Origin of the sequence: Streptomyces sp. SCSIO 30461, assembly GCF_037023745.1 — a bacterium.
GTDB lineage: Bacteria > Actinomycetota > Actinomycetes > Streptomycetales > Streptomycetaceae > Streptomyces.
The window spans coordinates 898,633-920,042 of the sequence record NZ_CP146101.1 but is presented as its reverse complement, the minus strand read 5'-3'; the positions used below and the strand labels follow the sequence as shown (position 1 = coordinate 920,042).

The window sequence follows — 21,410 nt, the reverse complement described above, 5'->3', positions numbered from 1 at the left end:
TCAGGCCCCCAGGGGTTGCGTTCGTCCGGGATCGGAGGAACGTGTGAGGCTTTCCCGGATCACGCTGTCGCTGGCACGCAGAGCCGACGTCAGTTCTCCTCGCAGTTCGTCCGGGAGGACCCCTGTGCCGAGGGAGCAGGCGCGCACCAGCGTGCGACAGTCCTGCACTTGCCGGTCCGTGGCGATCTCGGTGAACAGGGGATGAGCCAAGGTCTCGCGGGCCGCGTAGCCGTCTTCGGCGTCCATCGTCCTGCGGTGGAGGTCCTCGACAATGCGGTGCGCGGCGAGCGCCCCGGCGGAACCGATCGCGTCGAGGACTGTGAGTCCGAGCCGGGTGTTGAAGACGGTCATCCCGGGTTCGGTCTTCCGTCCGAGGTAGGCAGTCACCAGGTCCGCCAGGTGGCCGTCGATCGGCTGCCCGGCGTCGCGGCGGCATAGAACGGTCAGGCATGCCGTGACAGCTTGCTCCCACGGATCGCCGGGCATCGTGTCGGCAAGGAGGACGGTTGCCCACGCGGTGTCACCCGCAACCAGGGCGGCGAGTACGGCGACCTGTCGACCGTCGAGCATCCGCTTTCCGATGCCCTGGTGGGCTTCGATGTGCGCCAGCGCCTCGGCCCATCGCCCCTCGGTGGTGAGGGTGCGCGTGCCGTCGGCGAGGAGGACGCGCCACAGCCATGCGCGAACCTCCTGGCGGTTTTCGACGGTCGAAGTGAGGTCCGCGGGTACGTTGACGCCCTCGAACCGGGCGGCTGTGCCCGCCTCGACGGCTTTGTGCAGGTTGAGGAGTCGATGACGGCCGTCATCGGCGTGGCCGGCGCGGATCTGGAGGCGGGCGAGGTTGACGACCGGTTCCAGTCCTCGGATCGCGCTCATGCCGGGCAGGGGGCAGGCATGGAGGTAGGCGGCGGCGTGCTGGTGGCACATCTCGCGTGCGAGGTCGGGGAGGGCGAGGTCGGAGGCGATGAGCGCGGCCTGGTTGTAGACGGCCGATGCACGCCCCTGGTCGGTCTCTTCCACCGCAGTGTCGGCCAGATCGACGAGCGCCCTTACGCGTTCAGGCAGGGGCAGGCAGGCGGGGCGGAATCGGGCGACGAGTGGGAAGCGCTGGGCTGTGGGGCCGTGTGGGTCCATGGATCCCCCGGGGCGAGAGTGAGGACTGCTGAGGCGACGGTGTCCGCCAGCCGTGTGCCGACGGGCACCGTCCGCTAGGGGTGGGGCGTCATCGCCAGTCGACGACGATGCGGTTCAGCGGGGTGTCGAGGGCGAAGAGACCAGGGCGCTGCTCGATCTCGGGGGCGTCAAGGGGCTGGATCTCGAACGTAGCCTCACGGTCGCGGTAGTCGCGATCCCAGGTGCGGATGGCGTCGGCGACCCTCGCGACCAGTTCGTCACTGCCGGGGCCGTGGCCGATGACGCCGAACTCCCAGAGCCTGTCGCCGTCGTGGGTCTTCTCCTTCGACAGGCGCCGGGCGAGGTAGGTGACGGCACCCTTGTCGACGACCGCGGTCGACGAGGGGTAGGGGTCCTCGGTGAGCAGAGTGCCCTTGGCGCTCTGGGGGAACAGCATCCGGATCAGACCGGAGGGCAGGGAGCAGGTGACGAACAGTTCCATCCACTCCGGTGACTCCATGGCGCGGACCGTCATACCGGTCCACTCCTCGGTGTGCGGCTGGTCAAGTACACCTGCGAGGGCGTCGGCGTCGATGTTGAGGCCGGCGGGGGCCTGGAGTCGTACGGCGCCGTCTGTGCTGAGAGGGATCACTCGGCGGTCGTCGTCGGCGATGCCCCGCCGAAGCGGCATGAAGGTGTTCATCTCGCTGCCGAGGGACACCCACCGGCCGTCGCGCTGCTCGTAGGCGATGGAGCGGGAGACTGTGCCCTTGAGGCGCTGAGGGACGAGGAGCCGACCGCCGGGTGCGAGCTGCTGCAGCCAGGCGTGCGGTACGCCGTGGGCGCCGACGGTGGCGATGATCCGGTCGTACGGCGCTGCTTCGGTGTAGCCAAGCGCGCCGTCGCGGGTCACGGCTTGGACGTTGGTGATTCCGGCGACGGCGAGGTGCGCACGGGCGCCTTCCACGAGGTCGTCGTCGACGTCGAGGGTGGTCACGTGTCCGCTCTCGCCGACCAGGTGGGCGAGGAGACCGGCGTTGTATCCGGTGCCGGCGCCGAGTTCGAGGATGCGTTCGCCGGGCTGGGCTTCGAGCTGGTCCAGCATGAGGGCGACGACGCCCGGCTGGGAGGCGCAGGAGATGGAGGTGCCGTCGGTGTCGTACTTGATGTGCACCGGTGCGTTGGCGTAGGCGTCTTCGAGTGACGCCTCGGGCACGAACACGTGGCGGGGCACGGTCCGCAATGCGGTCTCGACGGCGGGTGTGCGGGCGTGTCCGGCCGCGCGGAGCTGGTCGACCAGGGCGTTGCGGAGGCGCTCGGCGTTCGCCGTGGGGGTGGTGATCGTGTCGGTGTTCACTGCGCTGACGCTATCGATGTCGGCTGTTGCCTCGGTGGGCGACGCGGTGTGGTCACTCGTTCCCATGACTACCTCTCGTGCGATGTGGGACAGGGCGCTCTGGTCGTCCCGGAGGAGACCGGCGCGGTTGGCGTGGAAGATCACGTGGTGGACGATGACGGCTCGCAGGCCGCGGGTGAGGGCGCCGCGGCCTGCGAGGTCGGCGAGGGTGGCTCCGGCCCGTTCGAAGGCGGTCACCCATTCTTCGTGCGCGTGGAGTGGGCCGCCCAGGCGGCAGAGGCTGTGGGCGTCAGCGGTCATGAGCTTCCGCATAGCCGGGGCCAGTTCGGCGGCTCGTTCGGATGGCTGTGGAGCGGTGGCCGGTCGAAGGGCTGCGACCTTCGCCCATACGTCACCCTGTTCGAACCAGTCGAGTCCAGCACCGCGCATCATGACGCTCGCCAGCAGGACGGCGGTCTCCCGGCGTCCCAGGTGTACCGAGCTCGGCTGGTAGGTGAGCAGGTGGCGGGAGTCGCTGTGGAACAGTTCGTGGGCCGCGTCCATGGCCTCGGGTCCGCCGAACGTGTCGGTCTCGGGCTCGTAGATGCCGGGCAGGCACGACACGGCCACGCCGTCGCCGATGAGATCGCTCAGGAGCGACTCGATGGCTGGTGAGGGCTTGTCGGCGAGGTAACGCAGCGGCCAGGGCTGCTTGTTCATGAACCACCAGCCGGTGAGCTGCCCGTCGGCCTCGGCCTCGATCAGGGCGGGACCGAGGCGTTCGGCGATGGTGCGCCGTGCCATCTCGCGGTCGACGAAGGTGATGTTGTGCTGCTGCCAGCGGTCGGGAGGCATAAGGGTCCTTCGGTCGGTGGATCAAACGATGAGGAGGCATGCGTCCCAGGCGGACTGGGGTGGTGCGGCGGTGCTGGGCGCGAGGAGGGCCAGGGCTATGCCGGCGGCGCCGTCGAGTAGGCCGGGGCCGGCTTGCTCGTCCTGGATGAGCGCTGTGGCCATGAGTTCGGGGTCGGTACCCGGCGGGGTGATCTCAGCCAGGAGGGCCGGGATCGCGGCGCGGAGTCTTCCCGCGGTCGAGGGGTGGGCGTCGTCGGCCGTACGCGCGGCAGTGTGGGCGAGGCCGGCGAACCCGTGGCAGAGGCCGTTGTCCGTCGTGGCCTTCAGCTGCTCGGGATCGGTGAGGGCGGCCACGAGCGCGTTCTCCGCGTCAATCTGACGGCCGGTGTCGCCGAGGGCGAGCGCGGCAAGTTGCTGAGCGCGGGCGAGGCCGGCGGTGCCGTAGCACCAGGAGGGCCGCCTGGGTGCTGACGAGCCGAGACGCCCCCTGCGCAGCTCGTCCTGAGTGACCCAGTACGGCCAGACCGGTCCGCCGTCGGCCTTCTTCTTCCAGCAGTCCAGCCAGGCCAGGATGGTGCGCAGCGCTGCGTGGTGTCCGTCGGTGATGGAGCCGCTCCGAGCTGCGAGGGCCAAGAGCGCGAGCACGCCACCAATGCCGTGCGCCATACCCGTGTTGGCGTGTCCGCCAGGGAATCGGGCGTCCGGGCTGCCGGATGGCCCGGTCTCCGCCCACCAGCCCGGCACAGTCTCGCCGTGGTGGGTGATCGGTTCGGTGAGGCGCACGCAGTAGTCGAGAACGGCGCGCATCGTGGAGCTGCCGGGGTTTCGGCGCAGTAGGTAGGCGCCGTATCCGGTGAGGCCCCGGACGGCGTCGAACTCGGCGAGCTGCGGTAGGCGTCCGGCGTCGATGCGGCGGTGTGCGGCGTCGAGACGGCGTCCGACGTCGACTGCGATCTGTCCGTCCATCGCGTCGAGGGCGCGCTGGTAGGAGCCGGGAAGGTGGTCGGCGGCACAGGTCAGGGCATGGGCGAAGGCGGGCACTCCGTAGAACGGGTGGCTGGCCGGGCCGCTGGTGAGCGGCTGTCGGGAGGCGGCGGTGAGCCAGTCGTGGGCGCGGTGCCACGGACCGAGGCCGTTCGCGGCCAGCTGGATGTGCAGGAGCGCCATTCCGGGAGGGCCGTAGGCAAGGTGCTGCCGGTCCGAGGACAGCGTCCTGGAACCGAGGGGCACGGCGTCGGGGTCGGCGAGCTGGGTGGCGATGGCGTCGACCAGGCCGAGCGCGGGGTGGGGGGTCACGACGCCGTCCTCTTGGTGCGGGCGGTCCAGGCCAGGGCAGCGGCGCGCGCCAGGTAGAGGCACACGTCTTCCTCCGGGAAGTTCACGGCGACGTGGCGCACGAAGTGAACGTGCAGCAGGGAGGTCAGGACGTCGTCGACGGCGATGCCCTGGGTGTCCGGGCCGGGCAGGTGCGGCCGGTACGCGGCGAGTGCCGCTTCCCGGTCGGCCCATCCGGACACGATGGCGTCTCCGCCCGGGACGCTACGCAGGGCTGACCAGTCGTCGCTCGGGTCGGCGAGCCGTACGGCCTCGGTGAACTGGGGGCGTGGGACGGGCACAGGGGCTGTCGGCGGGACGTGGTCGATCAGCCACTTCATTCCGTCCTCGATGGTGCCGAGGAACGCGGAGGTGATGGCGACCGTGTGGGCCGCTACCAGCGTGCGCGGTCCGGGACGCTGTGGCTGCTTGAGCTGGGCCAGGATGGCGCACGAGTCCGCCCGGAACACATTCTCGGCTGCCTCCCATGCGGAGCCGGAGCCCCAGCGGCCCATCTCCCGGTAGGAGGTGGGATAACGCAGATCGGCCAGCAGGCCGATGCTTCGTAGCTCGTCGGCCCAGGCGCTCACCGTTCGGGCCGTGCTGGCAAAAGCTTCCGGGTCGGGGAGGGCGATGCGTACGCGGAGGTGTTGGTCCGGGTCGCGGAAGCGGATGAACCACCACGGCGGGTTGCCAAGCTGTTCGAAGAGGCCAGGCAAGTGCCGGGAGAGCAAGACGTCTTGGCGGCGGGGGTCACCATAGAGGGCGGCCAGAAGAACCGAGGAAGAGGCAGGCGTCTGCATCTGGTCCGTAGACAGGGCACGGGCCCGGCTGGGGACTGGCAGTGGCGGCCATGTCGACGGCCTGGTTGCTTTGAGTGGCACCACGACCTCGTGGGCCCGCCCGCCGCACCAGCCGTACGCCTCTGGTTCCGGAGCCTCGACGAGTACGGCCAGGCGCGTCCGGTCGAGGTGTCTGCGCAGGAGCGCACGGTGGCCAGCCTCGTCGAGGTCGAGGAAGAGGCGCCGGTCGTCCTCTATGAGATGGACGCGGCGCGGCAGCCTCCGCCGGGCACGCCAGTCGCTGAGCGCGGCGTCCCACTCGACCCGAGGGCGCGCAGGGCCGGGCAGTTCGGACGCTTCCAGCTGCCAGCGTGCCGGGGCCAGCACGGTCCGGCCGTACCGCAGACGTGGAAGGAACGGCATCGCCACTGCGGCGCCCCAGTCGAAGACGGTGACCTGCGCGCACTGCGCGCGGGACAGCTCGGTGAGGAACCGCACCAGAGGCGGGGTGTGGGCGCGCAGGTTCAGAGCGTGCATCCCGACGGCCTCCACGCGGTGCCCGCGCTCGGGGACGGCGAGGTACATACGGCGGCCGTCGCACCCCACAGCCAAGTCCTCCGGGGTTAGGACAGTGTCCTGCGGGGCGCGGTGCTCCTGAAGGCTGATCGCGATGGGCAGGACCTGCGGGGAGCGGGTGACGTGGGCGCTCTCGGGGAGCAGGGGCGGGAAAGAGAGCTGTGCGGGCATGGTGTTGCCGTCTGCGGCCGGGAGGTCAGCAAACTCGGCGGCCACAGCCTCGCGGTCAGCGGGGGCCAGCACGCTGAGGAACCGGCCCGTGGAGACGCCGACACCACGGGACACGCTCATGACCTCCAGCCGGAACCGCCCCCGCTGCAACTCCTCCAGGCTGGCCGCGTGCACCCGCACCCCGATCTCCAAGTGCGGCAGCAACCGAGGCTCGTCGGGACCCACGTCCAGGGCCTCAATCTGCTCGTCCGTGAGGACCACTTCGTCACGGCCGTCGAGAGTGGCGGCCTGAGCCAGTCGTACGAGGGCGTCATCCCGAGCGGAGACGCGGGGCCTGCGTGCGCTGGCCGGAGCGCCTGGGTAGCCGTCGGGATAGCCGGTGCCGCTGTCCGCTACGGCCTCCAAGAGCGGCACCATCGTGCCGATGCCGTACCGCTCGTAGAACCGCTGGTGGTACTCGTTCCACGCGGCGGTCCCGTACGGGCGGATGCTCAAGCGGGTCAGGATGAGAGCGGCGCGCTCGATCTCTTGGGCGACCGCTTCCGGCAGAACGATCTGGGCGTCCAGGCGGAGGTCGAGCGCGACGGGGTGGCGGCGCAGTCCGGGGAAGAGGTCTCGCATCCGCGCCGCAACGCTGTCCCGGCCGCCGTGCGTGGCGCACTCCTCCAGGCCGGCCCGGACCGTGTGGAGTTCGCGTACGGTCCCCGCGATCCGGGCGAGGCTTCCGGCGTCGATCCCTTCGAGTTGGCCGACCAGATACCCGAGGGCGTCGGTCTCGGTGCTCGGAGCGTGCAGGCTCGTGATCAGCACCCGCCGCCGGATCAGCTCCGCCAGCAGTTGACGCACCTTCTCGGGACCAGCTTCGGGGAACTCCGCCTGGAGCTTGTCCACGAGGGTGCCGAACCGGATCGGCAGTCGGGTCGCGGCAAGGACCGCGCGCACCGGTCCGGTCAGGGCCAGAGACGCCTCGACCGCGCGAATCCGGTCGTCCTGGACGTCGGGCTGGAACGGCACGATGAGCCGGTCTCCCCGGTACGTCACAGTGTTGTTGATGACGACGGGCAGCCGTTCGAGGAGGTCCGGGCATGACTCCAACCGTGCGACCAGGACCGCCAGCCACTCTGCCCCCGCGCGGCCGACGGCCACGTGCTCCTCGCCCCAGTCGGCCCGCGCCTGCGGGCCGAACTTCGCGGTGGCCACGCCGGCGAACAGGCCGAATGGCGTAGCCCGGTGCAGGGCCCGCAGCAGGTAGCGGGCCACGGACAGCGCCGCGCGCTGCACGTCCCGGAGGGCGGGATGCTCGGCCGTACACAGGGCGCGTACCTGCGCGGCCAAGACCGGGCTGGAGTGCTGGAGTGCCTCGGCGACGTCCTTGTCCGCCCAGACCGTCCGTAGCCACGCCACACGGGCAGACGAGCCACTGGGCGAGCAGTCATCGAGGTCAGGGCATGGAGGAAACGGCAACGAGGGACGGGCCACCGCGCGCACGAGAGCAGTGGAACCGGCACGGAACGCTGCGGGCGGAGCACCCACCAATTACCTCCATAGGTGAGGGGACGGGCGGCTGGTGCCGCCGCGCAGATACGCGGCGGCACCAGACCGGAGTAACTGGGGCCCAGGTCAGGCGACGTTGGTGGTGCAGGCGCCGCAGGTGGACCCGCAGTTGTCGTCGGTCAGGTTGACCAGGCCCGCCGGGTCGGCGATCTCGACGAGAGAGACGTCCAGGTCGAAGCCGTCCGACGCCCCCGGGATCTGCGGGCGTACTTCGGTGCGGCTAGGAACTACGGTGCTGCGCGTCATGCTTGAACTCCTCGTAATCGTTGTGGTGTTACTGGGCTTAAGCGCCCACCAGGCGCCGTCACGGGAGCGTCGCCAGACGGCTGCTCCCCGGACAGCTCCTGGCCGCCCGGCACGAGGAGACGGGCTCCGCGTAGGTAGTCCTCGCGGGGTGCCTGCCTCACGCCGGGAAGTCGTGTGCTGGAACTCTGATCAAGCGGATGCCGGTCGCCGCTCCATGAAGTAGGCGACCGCCTGAGCCTTGAGGCGGTCGAGGCACGGCTCGCATGCGTAGAAGGGGGCGTGCTGCCCGTCCCACTGCACCGGGCCGAGCCAGATCACCAGGACTCCGGTACATTCGCAGCCGAGCCAGCAATCACCGGTGATCCACGGCCACTCCATGGAGGGGTGTCCCCTTTCTCAGCTGGTCGGGATAGTCGATCTGGCGGTCTGACAGTTGGGAGCGCAGGCCCAGAGCTGGAATGGCAGGCCCCGGTGGCGTATCTCGCCCAGCCGTCGACCGCTCGCTCCCAGTGGGCGGACGCAGAGGGCGCAGTCCATGGCCATCTGCTGGCGGGGTCGGAGTCGGGTGAGATCCGGAAGGGGCGAGGGTGCCGTGGCCGGGATGCTCACTTGCCGCCCTCGGTGCGGAGTTCCGCCCAGACCTCTTTGCCCCAAGGGCGTCTGTCCGAGCCGTGCAGGTCGTAGCCCCACCGGTCGGCGACAGCATCGACGAGGAGCAGCCCGCGCCCCGACTCGTCGTCGTCAGCCACCTGGCTGAGTATCGGCAGCCGCGTTGGTTCCCGGTCCACGACCCCGACACGCAGTCGTGTCGCGCTCGGCCGCCCGACCGTGAGTCGGATCTCGGGACACGGAGTGTGCCTGGAGGCGTTCGCGATCAGCTCCGTGACGATCAGCGCGGCTCGGTCGGCGAGGCTGTCGAGGTGCCACACGCCGAGGACTCCTCGGACGAGTTCACGGCCGATCTCGGCCGTGGACGGCTCGCACGGGAAGGTCTGGCTGTACATGGGGTGGCCGACGGAGATGGCCTCAACTGGTGTTCTCAGACTCGTCATTGGGGTGGAGCCTTCGTGTCGTCTCGGCGCCCGGCCCACCCCCGCGGGGGAACCTCAGGGGCGGGGCGGGCCGGGCCGTCAACAGCCGCCCGCACGGTGGGGTGCAGAGGGCGACCGGTACCAAGAGAACTCCCTTTCCCAGCAGGTTGGTTAGGACGTTCAGGCACCCAGTCGACGGACTCGCCTAGGACGTTTTGACCTCTCCTTTACCTGGCGGGTGGGGATCGCGCGGACTACCGTGCCCGCATGGACACCACCCGCAACACCGTTCTTGAGGCGTGGATGACCGAACACGGCTACAGCTCCAACAGCCTCGCCGAGGCCGTAAACAGGGCCATTGAACGGTTGACCGGACGCCTTGGAGGACTCGATGGCTCATCGGTCCGGGCATGGAAAGCGGGCCGGGTCACGTGGCCGAAGTCAGCTGCCCGCAAGGCACTTGAGGACGTCACCGGACTGCCCGCCGTCGCTTTAGGGTTCGTGCCACGGGGCCGGCCTTCGTCCACCCCGGCCCCACCGCAGCAGGAGGACCCCGACATGAAGCGCCGTACCCTCGTCGGCAGCATCGCGGCGGCTGCCGCCGCAGCAGCCGCACCCGGCACCGCATCGCCGCGCCGTATCGGCATGAGCGACGTCAACCGCCTCAACAAGCGCTTCGCCGAGATCATCGCCAGCGACCACCGCCATGGGGGACAGCTCGGCATCGAACAGCGGGCAGCCGCCCTCGCCGACGAGGCACTCAACCTCCAGAACGCGGGCAGCGCCACCCAGCGGGTACGCAGCAACCTCTACGCCTCAGCAGCCGCTTTCCGATCCTCCGCGATGTGGGCCGCCATCGACGGCCGGCGCTACGACGTCGCCAAGGCGCACATGCGCGAGGCCCAGGCCCTCGCCGAAATGTCCGGCGACCAGGCGATCAAGTTCCGCATCTGGAGCCACGCGGGCACCATGTACCGCCACATGGGCCGACCGGCGGACGCGTTCGCCGCCAACGACGTCGCCCGCAACCTGCACCTCACCCGCCGAGACCCCCTGTTCGCCTCCCTCGGCCTGGCCCGCCAGGGCGCCATCCACGGTGCGGCGCAGGACCGCACCGGCATCCGTCGGGCGTTCGATCAGGCGCAGGACACCATGCTGCGTGCCGACCCCGCCGACTACAGGCCGGTGTGGATGCTCGCCTTCTACGACCAGGCCGAACTGGACTCCCTGGCCCTGTCGGCGCACTTGGCACTCGGCGACTACTCCACCGCCGAGTACCACGCCCACCGCTGCTTGTCCGCCCTCCGGCCCCACATGATCCGCTCCCGGGCCATCACCACGACCCGGCTCGCCCACGCGCAACTTGCCCAGGGCGCTCCCGAAGCCGCCACGGTCACCGCGATTAAGGTCCCGGCCGAGGCTGCTACCCAGCACGCCCGGGTGACGCGCATGCTGCAGGAGTTCGGGGCCGCACTGCGCGCCACCGCGCCGGGCAGCTCCACCGTGCAGACCTGGACCGAGCACACCGCCACCTGGAGGATGGCCGCATGACCACGGCGCCCGCCATCGAACTGCGCACCTTCACCACACTCGACACCGCCCGCGGCGACCTCCTCGACGTGTACGCCGACGTGCGCGCCCCCCTTCTCCACCTGCCGAACTACGCGGTCACCGCGTTCGGCGAACGCCTGGACCGGCACGGTACCGAGCCGGGGTTCACGGCCGTCCTCGCGTACGCGGACGGACATCCGGTCGGCTACGCATACGGCAACACCATCGAGCACGGCGACCGGTACTGGCAGCGCGCCAGCCCGACGCCGGCCGAGAAGTACACAGAACGCCCGGCCGTGGCCCTGAAGGAGATCGGCGTCCGCCCGACCTGGCGGAAGACCGGCACCGCCCGCCTTATCCACGACGCCCTCCTCGCCACGCGCAACGAGCCGTACGTGACACTCATGGTCAACCCGGCTGCCGGGGACGGAAAGGTCCACGCGCTCTACAGATCATGGGGGTACGAGGACATCGGGCAGAGCCAGCCGTCACCGGCCTCACCGGTCCTCACCGTGATGATCCGCAACACCCGCTGACCCCAGAGGCGGGCAGTGCAGGAATTGACCCTCAGGGCCCAGTCTCGGAGTACGTCCAGCGGGGCCTCGTTGAACAGGTTGGGCGCACAAACGGGGCGTCCGAGCGGGGCCGGTGCTCGTCGTAGCATCTACCAGCCCGTAATGACAGGCAACCTCTACCCTGGACACCGATTGTCTGGTGCGTCTGGAACGTGAGGGCTGCGAGTGAGACTTAGGCAAGAGGCTCGTGTCCTCAAGGAGAAGGCCGTTTCTTCGATGGTTGCGGCGGCCGAGGCATTCAACTCGCCGCACGACCGAGGGCGAGAAACGAAGGTACTTCTGCACCTTCAGCACTCCTTCGAGATGCTGCTGAAAGCCGCGCTCGTCCAGAAGGGCATTAGCGTCTTCGACCCGGCTCTGGGCCGGTCACTCGGATTTGAGACCTGCGTACGCAAGGCTGCCGAACACCCGGACATCAAGCTCAGCGAGCCTGACGCAGGAACGCTCAGAGCCATCGACGCCATGCGCGATGACGAGCAGCACTGGTTCAACCAGGTTTCCGAGCAGCTGCTGTACGTGCATGCCCGAGCTGCCGTGACACTCTTCGACGACCTGCTCAGGGGCGTATTCAAGGAGTCGCTCGCTGACCACCTGCCCGACCGCGTACTGCCGGTGTCGGTTGACCCGCCCCGTGACCTTGCGCTCCTCCTGGACGAGGAATACACACAGATCGCAGCCCTACTCAAGCCGGGCCGACGCGCGACGCACGAGGCGCGAGCCAGGATTCGAACCTTGTTGGCGATGGAGGCCCACACCGGGCCGGAGACCCGCGTCTCGGGTAAGGACGTCGATCGCGTTCAGGCCGGCATACGTGGGGGAGCGACGCGCTCGGAAGTCTTCCCTCGCTTGGAGGAGCTGGCCACTGCTACGGACGGTGAGGGACTGCTGGTCAAGGTGCGCTTCGTTAAGAACCAGGCGGCTCCGCCAGTGCGCTATGCGGCTGATGAATCCGTGCCGGCGGCCGCGATCCGGGAGGTGGATCTCCAGGCCAAGTACCACCGCTCGGCGGCCGAGCTCGCCGAGGCCCTTGACTTGACCCAGCCGAAGTGCCTCGCGTTGCGGCGACACCTGGGCATCGACGCTGATCCCGCGTGCAGCCACGAGTTCGTCTTCAGCTCCCAACGCCTGAAGCGCTTTTCCGACAACGCCTTCACCCGCATGCGCACCGCGCGCGACACGTTGGATCTGGAAGCCGTCTGGCGAGCTCATAACCCGTCCGCCCGCCAACTGGAGTCCTGCAAAGTGCCCGGCTGTCGAGCTGGGTGACCGTCGCGACGCACGGCGATCTTTGACTACTTGCGGAGACCATCGTGCTCTGGACGTCGGAGTATCGCCACCAACGATTCTCGAGTGCCCTGCTCGTGTCAGTGGGCTGCACTAACCTGCATCCGCCCTGCCGCTGTCGCCGCCGAAGGCGCAGCCTCATCCACCGGGCACTGAGGGGAAGCGATGCGTCAAGAAGAAGTCACCGAAGACTGCCCTGGGACAGGACAGGACGGGTACATGGACGAAAGTGCACCAGGCGACGAGTGGTACGTGATCTGCCCGGTCTGCAGGATGAAGTGGGCAGGAGGCAGCACCCTCATCGAACCCCACAAGGACTGGCGGAAGCGCTGAGGGCGGTGGCTCGCAGTAGGCGAGCGGGCCTTGACCCAAGACCCGCTTGCTGGGGCGCGACACGCGTGCTGCCGTATCTATGAATCCACCTGCTGATCGATCGCTGCTTCGTAGAAGGCATCCGCGAGGGCAACGATGATCGAGTTGATGGCCGGCCCGTCGGTGAAAAAGTAGTCAGCCATCGTGTTGTGGGCGTCCTGGTTGTCTGCGACCGCTTCCGTAACGGCGGCTTGGAAGTCTGGTGACTCCAGGAACTGCTTCTTGGAGTTCACCTTGGTCTGCCTGATCAGGTTCGGGTCGGCGAGCAACCGCTGGACGAGTCCCTGCACGAACTCCCTGACCTGGTACTCGGCGAACGATTCGGCACCGAAGAGGTCATTCATCTTGTCTATGACGACCTGGAGCGCGACGTACTTCGGATCCTTCTTCATTCCCGTGCCGGCTGCGCTGATGCCCTTCAGCTGCCCGTCGCCCACAAGTGAGATGTCGACCTGGATTGCCTTGTTGTGCTTGACCCCGACCAGCACCACGTCGGAAAGGTCCACGTCGGCCGTCCAGGCGGACTCGGCGATGACCTTCTCCAGCAGACGCAGGAAGATCGAGAGCATCTCCATGTAGGGGTCGCCGTAGTCGACGATCTGGGACATGAAGTCATAGAGACGTACGTAGGTGGAGACATCCTTGCGGAACAGGTCGAGCTCGTGGAGCGTGACCTTGTCCTCCTCCTCGATCGCCCGCGCGTAGCGGCGCCGGAAACCGTGCTGCGCCGGGCTGATCGCCGCCGAGAGCGCGTTGTTGCCCTTCCGAGTCACCCACAGCTCGGCGACCTTGCGAACGTCGTCCTCGGTGTAGATTCCGGCCTGGGCAAGCTTGTTAGCCAAGTGGACAACGACGTATGGATCGGTCTCGGTCTCCAGGGTCGCGTTCTTGAAGTACGGCTCGAAGGCTGCCTTGATGTCCTCGGGCTTGTTGGCGAAGTCGATGACGAATGTCTTGCGCTTCTGCTCCCCACCAGCGGTGCGGTGGGTGCGGTTGAGCCGCGAGAGCGTCTGCACCGCGGTGACCCCTGACAGCTTCTTGTCTATGTACATGGCCGAGAGTAAGGGCTGGTCGAAGCCGGTCTGGAACTTGTTGGCGACCAGCATGATCTTGTACGTCTCGCCCTTAAATGCGGCTGCCAGATCAGCCCCGGCACCGGGGTTCATGTTGGCCTCGGTGAACTCGTCATCCTTCGACGGCTGCGGGCCCCAGTCGCTGTGCCAGGTTTCGTCCTCGGTCATCGTCACCCCGGCAGAGAAGGCGACCAGGGTGCGGTAGTTGTACGAGGCGTCCTCGGTGCGGCGCCTGGCAATGTAGGCGTCGATGGCCAGCTTGTACTTCACTGCGGACTTGCGCGAGTCGGTCACCACCATCGCCTTCGCCTTGCCTTCGAGGAGGTAGGCGACGTTGGAGTGGAAGTGCTCGACGATGATCTGCACCTTCTGGCTGATGTTCGTCGGGTGGAGCTGCACCCACCGCATGAGACCCTTGCGGGCAGCGGCCTCCTCGACCTCTCCCCCATCACCGCTCTCGGCCCTGCCGGCGATCTTCAACGCCGTGTCGTAGGACTGATAGCCCTTGAGCACGTCGAGGATGTAGCCCTCCTCGATCGCCTGCTTCATCGAGTACAGGTGGAACTCGCGCGGCTTCCCGTCGGCACCCTTGCGGCCGAACAATTCGAGGGTCTTGTTCTTCGGCGTCGCGGTGAAGGCGAAGTAGGAGATGTTCTCCGACTCGGCCCGCTCTGTCATCTCCGAGGCCAGCACCGACTCCACATCAACCTCGCCCCCCTCCTCGATCTCCTTGACCTCCTCGGCCGTCAGCACCTGCTTCAGCTTCGAGGAGATCTGACCCGACTGAGAGGAGTGCGCCTCATCGGCGATGACGGCGAACCGCTTGCCCTTGAGGCCAGCGTCGGTCCGGATCTCGTTCAGCGCATGCGGGAAGGTCTGCACCGTCACGGCGATGATTAGCTCACCGTTCTTCAACGCTTGCGCCAGCAGGCCCGACTTCGACTTCGCGCCAGCCTTGCGGACGTCTTCGGGGCTGATAGTCGCGACGATCTTGCCGGTGCCGTCGATCTGCCGGATCGCATCCTGCAGCTGGGAGTCAAGCACGGTGCGGTCCACAACCACGATGACCGAGTCGAAGACTTTCCGGTCATCGACATGCAACCGCGCCAGCCGGTGAGCCGTCCAAGCGATGGTGTTCGTCTTCCCCGACCCGGCCGAATGCTCGATCAGGTACCGCTGCCCGACACCCTCCTCCTTCACCGCCTCGACGATGCTCGTGACGGCCTCCCACTGGTGGAACCGTGGGAAGAGCATGCTCGCACGCCTCACCGACGTGCCGGTGGTGACGTCCCACTCCTCCTTGGTCTGCACGATCATCAGCCGCCCGATGATGTTCAGCCAGGCGTGTTTCTCCCAGACGCGTTCCCACAGGTACGCCGTCGACGACCGTCCGTCCGCGCCGGGCGGGTTGCCAGCACCGCTGTCGAAGCCGACGTTGAACGGCAGGAAATGGGTCCTCTCCCCCTCCAGCCTGGTGGTCATCGCCGCGAGGTTGTTCGAGACCGCGAAGTGGACCAGAGCGCGATGTCCGAAGGACAGTAGCGGCTCAGGCCGCCCCTTAGTCAGTGGGTTGCGGTCCTGCTTGTACTGGTTGATCGCCTCGTCCAGCGACTGGGTGAAGTCGGTCTTCAACTCCACCGTGGCCACCGGAAGACCGTTGACGAAGAACACCAGATCAAGGATGCGCTGGTCAGCGGTCGAGAAGTGCACTTGCCGCACCACCCGCACCCGCATCGCCTCGTAGTGCGCCGTGCTGGTCGCGTTGAGCGAGGTCTCGGGGCGGAACTGCGCCATCTTCAACCGACCGCCACCGATGTACTGCACCCCGTTGCGCAGGATGTTCAGTGTGCCCCCGCCATGCTCCAGCGGCCTGTCCAGCGCCGCGGTCAGCACGTCGAGGAACTTCGTCTGCGAGCCGGCCGCCTTCAACGCCTTCTCGTACGCCGGCTTCTGTGTCTCCTCCAGCCACGCGTACAAGTCGTTCGGGAATAGCGCCCGCTCCCGGTCGTACTCCCCGCCGTCACGGTCGTTCTCCGAGTACAGCCAGCCGTGATCCCGGAGGTACTCGCAGATCTCCGTCTCGAAGACCACCTCGTTGTGGTCAGCCATCACGCTGCCTCTCGTACGTCGATCTGCCCCGTCACCGCCGCCGTGATCAACGCCGACCGCCGCTCCCTGGAGAGCTCAATGAACCGCTCGGCCTCGGCGATGAGCGTGTCGATCTTTGCGGTCTGCTCATCCAAATACGCAGCGATCCGCCGCTGCTCATGGATCGCCGGAAGCGGGATGGGTGTCCGGGCCAAAGTGCCGAGGTTCAGTCGGCGGAACGTCGCGCCCATGATCTGGTAGTCCCAATACTCAGCCGTCTGCCGTGACAGCAGCGCCCACACGAAAAATCTCGTGTCGACCAGATCCGGCCGCAGTGCAACTCGCACCGTATCTTGCGTCAGATTCGCACCAGCCAAGTCATCCGATACGACGGCCACCTTCCCGTACGCCGGGCCGATCGAAACGACCACGTCACCACCCTTGAGAACTGACCGCTTGTACGCGCTCGCGATTTCAGGTGTTGTCGTTCTCAGGGCATCCCTATCCGGGGATTGGCCCTCGCCCTGAATGTCCGACGGTCCGATGTAGACAACCCCACCGTCGACCGGCTCACCACACTGCAGAATGCCGTAGGTCATCGGCCGATCGTGATCGACCAGTCGGCGCACCTGGGTCCGCTCGTAGCCGTCCAAGGTCTCAGCGACTGTCGCCACGCGACGCTCGCTGAGCATCTCGATCAGCCGCCGCTGCTCCTCGATGAGCGTGTCGATGCGGGCCGTCTCGCGGTCGAGGTAGTCGGCGATGACGCGCTGCTCCTGCGTCGATGGCAGCAGGATCGGCATGAGCCTGAGCTGATCGTTGTCGATCTCTGCCTGTCCGATCCGGACACCCCGGGAAAGCAAGCCGTAGCCATTCGTGTAGGCCGTCGAACGCAGCAGCCAGTTGAGGTACCGGTTGTCTTCGCTGTGGCGAGGAGCGAAGCAGATGTAGTGCCCAGAGACGATGCCCCGGAGAGAGGAGATTCCCACCGAGCCCTGCCACGCCTTCATGCGGTTGGCGACGAGCCAGCCTGGATGCACCAGCTGGTAGATGCTGCGGTTCTCAGCGGTCTTATTGAGATTGTCGCGAGAGTCCTTCGCGACGACCCCGAATTCGCGGAAAACGGAGAGCATCTGCTCTTCCGGGTGGTCGACATCCTTGATCCGCTCGAACATCGACCACAGAGGCTTCGTCTTCCAGCCAGTCGGCACGCGACCGAGCCACGGCACACCAGAGTCGACCAGATCCGTGCGTGACGTCATCCCTCGACCTCCCGCAGGAGATCCAGGATCTTGGCGACCTGCTTCTCCAGGTCGGCGTCGATCTCGGAGAGCGGGCGGGGCGGGGTGTACCTGTAGAAGTAGCGGGTGAAGGGAATCTCGTAGCCGGTCTTGGTCTTGGTCCAGTCGATCCAGGCGTCAGGAACGTGCGGTTTCACGTCCGCGTCGAAGTACATCTGGATGACTTCGCGCTCCCCTGCCGCGCTGGTGGTTGAGCCGCCATAGGTAAAAGGCACGTTTTCGGTTTCACGCTTTTTCGAGTCGGGCTTCGGCTTGCCCTTACGGTCGACGACAGGGTTCCCGTCCTCATCGAGCAGGGGACGCTCGACGGTAATGGTCCAGTAGCCGAACTCTTCGTTGCGCAGCACCGTAGAAAGGTCGGGATCAGCGTCCTCGAAGTCGGCGTACAACCGCACGACCTCGGCGCGGTCATCGTCGCTAATCTCGCGTCCCTTTGACCCCAGGTTCTTGCGCATCTTGGTCCAGAACGACGTGCCGTCGATGAGCTGGACCTTGCCCTGGCGGTCGGGGTGCTTGGTGTTGTCGAGGATCCAGATGTAGGTGGCGATGCCGGTGTTGAAGAACATGTTGGTCGGCAGTGCGACGATCGCCTCGACCAGGTCGTTCTCCAGCAGCCACCTGCGGATGTTGGAGGGGCCAGATTCGGCGGCGCCGTTGAAGAGCGGCGAGCCGTTCATGATGATGCCGACGCGGCCGCCGCCATCCTCGGGTGCGCGCATCTTGTGGGCCAGGTGGAGCAAGAAAAGCATTTGGCCGTCCGAGGTCGCAGGGAGTCCCGGTGCGAATCGGCCGTAGGGGCCGGCGGAGTCGCGCTCCGCCTTGACCGCCTTGGCGTACTGCTTCCAGTCCACCCCGTAGGGCGGGTTGGACATGCAATAGTCGAACTGGCGGCCCTTGAAGGCGTCGTCGGTGAGCGTGTTACCAAAGGCAATGTTGGTCGCGTAGTGGCCCTTGGCGAGCAGGTCGGACTTGCAGATGGCGTACGACTGCGGGTTGTACTCCTGGCCGTACAGGCTCAGCTTCGCCTCGGAGTTCTGGGCGAGCAGGTGCTCCTCTGCCAAGGAGAGCATGCCGCCGGTGCCGGCGGTTGGGTCGTACAGCGACCGGATGATGTCGCCCTCGGAGAGGTCGACGTCCTTCTCCGCGAAGAGCAGGTCGACCAGCAGCCGGATCGCGTCGCGCGGCGTGTAGTGGTCTCCGGAGGTCTCGTTCGCGGCCTCGTTGAACTTGCGGATGATGTACTCGAACGCATCCCCCATGTCGGCGTTGGACACCACTTTGGGATGCAGGTCGACGGCGCCGAAGGACTTGACGATCTCGCGCAGCAGTCCAGCCTTCTCCAGGGCCAGGATCTCCTTCTTAAAGTCAAAATACTCGAACACGTCCACATCGGCCGAGAACCGGTCAATGTAGTCAGCGAGGTTGTCCGCCAGCCCATCCGCATCGGCCAGCAGGTTCGCGAATTCGTAGTTGGAGGTGTTGTAGAACGTCCGCCCCGTGGCCTTCTTGACCTCGACCTTGAGCCGGTTCGGGTTCTCGTACCTCGCAGCCAGCTCTCGTACCACCGCACGGTCCGGCTCAAGTACGCAATCGAGCCGTCTCAGGATCGTGAACGGAAGGATCACAGTCCCGTACTGGTTGGGGCGATAGGGCCCCCGAAGCTGGTCAGCGATCGACCAGATGAAGCTACCGAGCGTACTCACAAGGTTCCTCACGAGAATCGTCTAGCAGTGACGATCACTTTGCCAAAGGGAGCAGCCAGCATCCCATGGTTCAGCCAAGAAGCTCCTCGACGTGCTCATGCCAATCAGCGCGGGTGCTTGCGCATGTTGCCGGAGCGGCAACTCCGCAAGGCGTTGGAAGGCCGCAAGAACGAACCGGGTCCCCGCAGACTCCACTACGAAGAGATGGAGATGCGCCAGCACGACACCGAGGCACCTCAGTGCGTGAGCGATGCGTGAGCGGACTGCCCGATACAGGGCCGCATGAGCCGGACCAAGTGGCTCGCCGAGCGGTTCTGACCAGGGGAAACAGCATCGCACGGCAGCGCCAGGCACCCCCCGGCAAGGATTCGATCCCACTCCTAAAGCGGGTGTCGCAGGTTCGAATCCTGCCGGGGGCACAGTGTCTGACCAGCGCGTTTACCTCTCTGAGGTAGGCGCGCTGTTCGTCATAGCCGTGGCATTAGCCGTCAGTAGGTTCCGCAGCATGACGAACACCAAGGTCGAAGCCCCTCAGCGAGGTCGCATCCGGCGCAACGGATCCGGCTACCAAGCGAGCGTCTACGTCGGACGCGATCCGCTCACAAAGAGGAAGATCTACCTCTACGAGCAGGCCGCAACGCTCCCCGAAGCGGAGAAGGCCCGCACCAAGCTCCTCCACCAGGTCGACGAGCAGCGCCACCCCAAACGCGCGGTCACCATGTCCTTCCTCCTCGACCGCTGGCTCGACGTCGCCGAGCTCGACGAGGACACCTCGCACGAGCGGGCCGAGGGCATCATCCGCAACTACCTCAAGCCGACCTTCGGCGACATGAAGGCCAACAAGGTCACCGCCGAGATGCTCGAGCTCTTCTACTCCCGGCTGCGGAAGTGCCGCGAGCAGTGCGAAGGCCGGCGCAACGGGAAGACCGACCCGAAGACCAAGGAGAAGCACGTGTGCGAGCCGCTGGCCGCGAACACGGTCCGCAAGATTCACTTCATCCTGCGCCCGGCACTCGAACGCGGCCTGCGCTGGGGCTACGTGACCACGAACGTCGCCGCCCTCGCCGAGCCGCCTTCCCAGCCACAGCCGAACCCGGACCCGCCGACTCCCGAGGAGGCGGCCCTCGTCCTCAACACCGCCTGGCAGCGCGACCTGGACTGGGGCACGTTCCTGTTCATGACCATGGTGACCGGCTCGCGCCGCGGCGAGATGTGCGCCCTGCGCTGGTCGGACATCGACCTCGACCGGCTTGAGCTGTTCGTGAAGCACTCGAACAACGGCCGCCGCATCAAGGACACCAAAACGCATCAGCACCGCAAGCAGGCCATCGATCTCATCACGCGCTCCGTTCTGGCCGCCCACCGCGATCGTGCCGAGGAACGCTGCAAGGCGCTCGGCGGTGAACTCGCCCGCGACGCCTTTGTGTTCTCCGGTGAGGGCGACAGCTCGACCCCGCTCATCCCGGCAACCGTCAGCCAGCGATACCGCCGCCTGGCAAAGACGCTAAAGATCCACACCCATCGCCTGAAGGACCTCCGCGCGTACAACGTGACCGAGCTCCTGGGTGCCGGAGCCGACGTCCGCACCGTCGCCGGCCGCGTCGGACACGGCGGTGGCGGAGCGACGACGCTCAAGCACTACGCGGCGTTCCTGCCCACTGCGGATCGCAAGGCCGTCACCATCTTCGCCAAGCAACTCCCCGTACCCGAAGGTCTGGTGACCGAGCAGCCGGTCACCACTGTCGTCAACGGACTGCGGCTGCTCTGCGAGTGCGGCAACGAATCACTGTGGGCGATGCTCGTGGTCACTGCCGACGGAGCCGAGGCCCTGTGCGGTCAGTGCGAGGCATCCGTCGTGGCCCGTCCGGACACGGAGGTGGGGCCCATCGGCCGCGTCATCAAGGCCGAAGCGGCTCCACCCCGCGAGCTCGCTCCCTGGGAAACCATCGCCCAGGAGCTCGCCGAGGCCATCAAGGACGGCACGATGCTTCCCGGGGAGGACGTGCCCACGATCGGCGACATCGCCCAGGCGCACGGCGTCTCTGTTGGTACCGCCCACCGCGCCTTCAGTCAGCTCAAGAAGGACGGGCTGATCGAGGTCAGCCGGGGTCGGCGCGCCATCGTCCGTCAGCTCCAGGAGGAGGCCGTCGATGCCGCGTGAATCACACACCCTCCGCGCTCCCTCCCCTCCTGTCGCCGATGCCGCGTACCGTGGGGTGCGGGACCCGCGACGACTGTCGGAGGCCGCCGCGAGTGAGCGGCTGTCGCTCGCGCTCGCGGCGGCCTGTGAGGACCCGATCGGTGCGACGGAGCCGTACGGCGAGGACGACGGTGTCGTTCGGATGCTCGTGACCGAGCACGCCATCGCCGTGCTCCTGGTCGGTCAGATCACCAAGACGCTGACCGTGCTGCAGCTCAGTTTTACCGGCTGAGAGTGGAGCCGATACCCGCGAAGGCGTTTCGGGCCCACCATCCCGTGGGCCCG

15 protein-coding genes are annotated in these 21,410 nt (G+C 67.2%); 5 read left to right on the top strand and 10 right to left on the bottom strand.

Going from position 1 to position 21,410, the window contains the following annotated elements; translation table 11 throughout:
- From V1460_RS04230 to V1460_RS04200, 7 genes are all read right to left on the bottom strand, one after another.
- Positions 1-1,134 (bottom strand): hypothetical protein, encoded by a 1,134-nt coding sequence (locus tag V1460_RS04230; protein WP_338672212.1) that lies wholly within the window; start codon positions 1,132-1,134, stop codon positions 1-3.
- An 88-nt stretch (positions 1,135-1,222) separates the two neighbouring features.
- Positions 1,223-3,304, bottom strand: coding sequence for a methyltransferase, FxLD system (fxlM, locus tag V1460_RS04225; RefSeq protein ID WP_338672210.1), 2,082 nt, complete (start codon positions 3,302-3,304; stop codon positions 1,223-1,225).
- Between the two features lie 21 nt (positions 3,305-3,325).
- On the bottom strand, positions 3,326-4,600 hold the full coding sequence (locus tag V1460_RS04220) for a lanthionine synthetase C family protein (RefSeq protein WP_338672208.1): 1,275 nt from the start codon (positions 4,598-4,600) through the stop codon (positions 3,326-3,328).
- Entirely contained in the window at positions 4,597-7,551 is a 2,955-nt protein-coding gene (locus tag V1460_RS04215; protein ID WP_338672207.1) for a lantibiotic dehydratase, read from the bottom strand. The genes V1460_RS04220 and V1460_RS04215 overlap by 4 nt, the downstream gene beginning before the upstream one ends.
- A gap of 216 nt (positions 7,552-7,767) precedes the next feature.
- The gene (locus V1460_RS04210) at positions 7,768-7,947 is read right to left on the bottom strand and encodes an FxLD family lanthipeptide (RefSeq protein WP_016825826.1); all 180 of its coding nucleotides are present in this window, start codon (positions 7,945-7,947) and stop codon (positions 7,768-7,770) included.
- Positions 7,948-8,136: 189 nt separating this feature from the next.
- Positions 8,137-8,265, bottom strand: a complete 129-nt coding sequence (locus V1460_RS04205) for a hypothetical protein (protein ID WP_407077396.1) — start codon at positions 8,263-8,265, stop codon at positions 8,137-8,139.
- Positions 8,266-8,552: 287 nt separating this feature from the next.
- Entirely contained in the window at positions 8,553-8,999 is a 447-nt protein-coding gene (locus V1460_RS04200) for an ATP-binding protein (protein WP_338672205.1), read from the bottom strand.
- 246 nt (positions 9,000-9,245) lie between these two features.
- On the opposite strand from V1460_RS04200, the gene V1460_RS04195 reads away from it, so the two are divergent.
- The 3 genes from V1460_RS04195 to V1460_RS04185 all read left to right on the top strand — a co-directional run bounded on the left by V1460_RS04195 (position 9,246) and on the right by V1460_RS04185 (position 12,370).
- A complete protein-coding gene (locus V1460_RS04195; RefSeq protein WP_338672204.1) occupies positions 9,246-10,529 on the top strand; it encodes an XRE family transcriptional regulator in 1,284 nt (427 codons plus the stop codon).
- Positions 10,526-11,065: a GNAT family N-acetyltransferase gene (locus V1460_RS04190; RefSeq protein ID WP_338672203.1), complete on the top strand. Its 540-nt coding sequence runs from the start codon at positions 10,526-10,528 to the stop codon at positions 11,063-11,065. Before V1460_RS04195 ends, V1460_RS04190 begins: the two co-directional genes overlap by 4 nt.
- A gap of 204 nt (positions 11,066-11,269) precedes the next feature.
- A complete protein-coding gene (locus tag V1460_RS04185; protein WP_241714158.1) occupies positions 11,270-12,370 on the top strand; it encodes a DUF3644 domain-containing protein in 1,101 nt (366 codons plus the stop codon).
- 428 nt (positions 12,371-12,798) lie between these two features.
- Here V1460_RS04185 and V1460_RS04180 read toward each other — a convergent pair whose 3' ends face one another.
- The 3 genes from V1460_RS04180 to V1460_RS04170 are packed head-to-tail and all read right to left on the bottom strand — an operon-like array spanning position 12,799 to position 18,925.
- Positions 12,799-15,942, bottom strand: coding sequence for a type I restriction endonuclease (locus tag V1460_RS04180; protein WP_338672202.1), 3,144 nt, complete (start codon positions 15,940-15,942; stop codon positions 12,799-12,801).
- Positions 15,942-17,183, bottom strand: coding sequence for a restriction endonuclease subunit S (locus V1460_RS04175; protein ID WP_338672200.1), 1,242 nt, complete (start codon positions 17,181-17,183; stop codon positions 15,942-15,944). The genes V1460_RS04180 and V1460_RS04175 overlap by 1 nt, the downstream gene beginning before the upstream one ends.
- Entirely contained in the window at positions 17,180-18,925 is a 1,746-nt protein-coding gene (locus tag V1460_RS04170) for a class I SAM-dependent DNA methyltransferase (protein WP_338672199.1), read from the bottom strand. The genes V1460_RS04175 and V1460_RS04170 overlap by 4 nt, the downstream gene beginning before the upstream one ends.
- 505 nt (positions 18,926-19,430) lie before the next feature.
- Between V1460_RS04170 and V1460_RS04165 the strand changes: the two genes are divergently transcribed.
- Positions 19,431-21,086, top strand: a complete 1,656-nt coding sequence (locus V1460_RS04165; RefSeq protein WP_338672198.1) for a tyrosine-type recombinase/integrase — start codon at positions 19,431-19,433, stop codon at positions 21,084-21,086.
- Entirely contained in the window at positions 21,076-21,357 is a 282-nt protein-coding gene (locus tag V1460_RS04160) for a hypothetical protein (RefSeq protein ID WP_338672197.1), read from the top strand. The genes V1460_RS04165 and V1460_RS04160 overlap by 11 nt, the downstream gene beginning before the upstream one ends.
- The last annotated feature ends 53 nt before the right edge of the window (positions 21,358-21,410 follow it).

Bases quoted from the DNA above. Each gene is read 5' to 3' on its own strand.
- V1460_RS04230 (WP_338672212.1), bottom strand. From the start codon at position 1,134: ATGGACCCACACGGCCCCACAGCCCAGCGCTTCCCACTCGTCGCCCGA.
- fxlM (WP_338672210.1), bottom strand. From the start codon at position 3,304: ATGCCTCCCGACCGCTGGCAGCAGCACAACATCACCTTCGTCGACCGC.
- V1460_RS04210 (WP_016825826.1), bottom strand. From the start codon at position 7,947: ATGACGCGCAGCACCGTAGTTCCTAGCCGCACCGAAGTACGCCCGCAG.
- V1460_RS04200 (WP_338672205.1), bottom strand. From the start codon at position 8,999: ATGACGAGTCTGAGAACACCAGTTGAGGCCATCTCCGTCGGCCACCCC.
- V1460_RS04195 (WP_338672204.1), top strand. From the start codon at position 9,246: ATGGACACCACCCGCAACACCGTTCTTGAGGCGTGGATGACCGAACAC.
- V1460_RS04190 (WP_338672203.1), top strand. From the start codon at position 10,526: ATGACCACGGCGCCCGCCATCGAACTGCGCACCTTCACCACACTCGAC.
- V1460_RS04180 (WP_338672202.1), bottom strand. From the start codon at position 15,942: ATGGCTGACCACAACGAGGTGGTCTTCGAGACGGAGATCTGCGAGTAC.
- V1460_RS04175 (WP_338672200.1), bottom strand. From the start codon at position 17,183: ATGACGTCACGCACGGATCTGGTCGACTCTGGTGTGCCGTGGCTCGGT.
- V1460_RS04165 (WP_338672198.1), top strand. From the start codon at position 19,431: ATGACGAACACCAAGGTCGAAGCCCCTCAGCGAGGTCGCATCCGGCGC.
- V1460_RS04160 (WP_338672197.1), top strand. From the start codon at position 21,076: ATGCCGCGTGAATCACACACCCTCCGCGCTCCCTCCCCTCCTGTCGCC.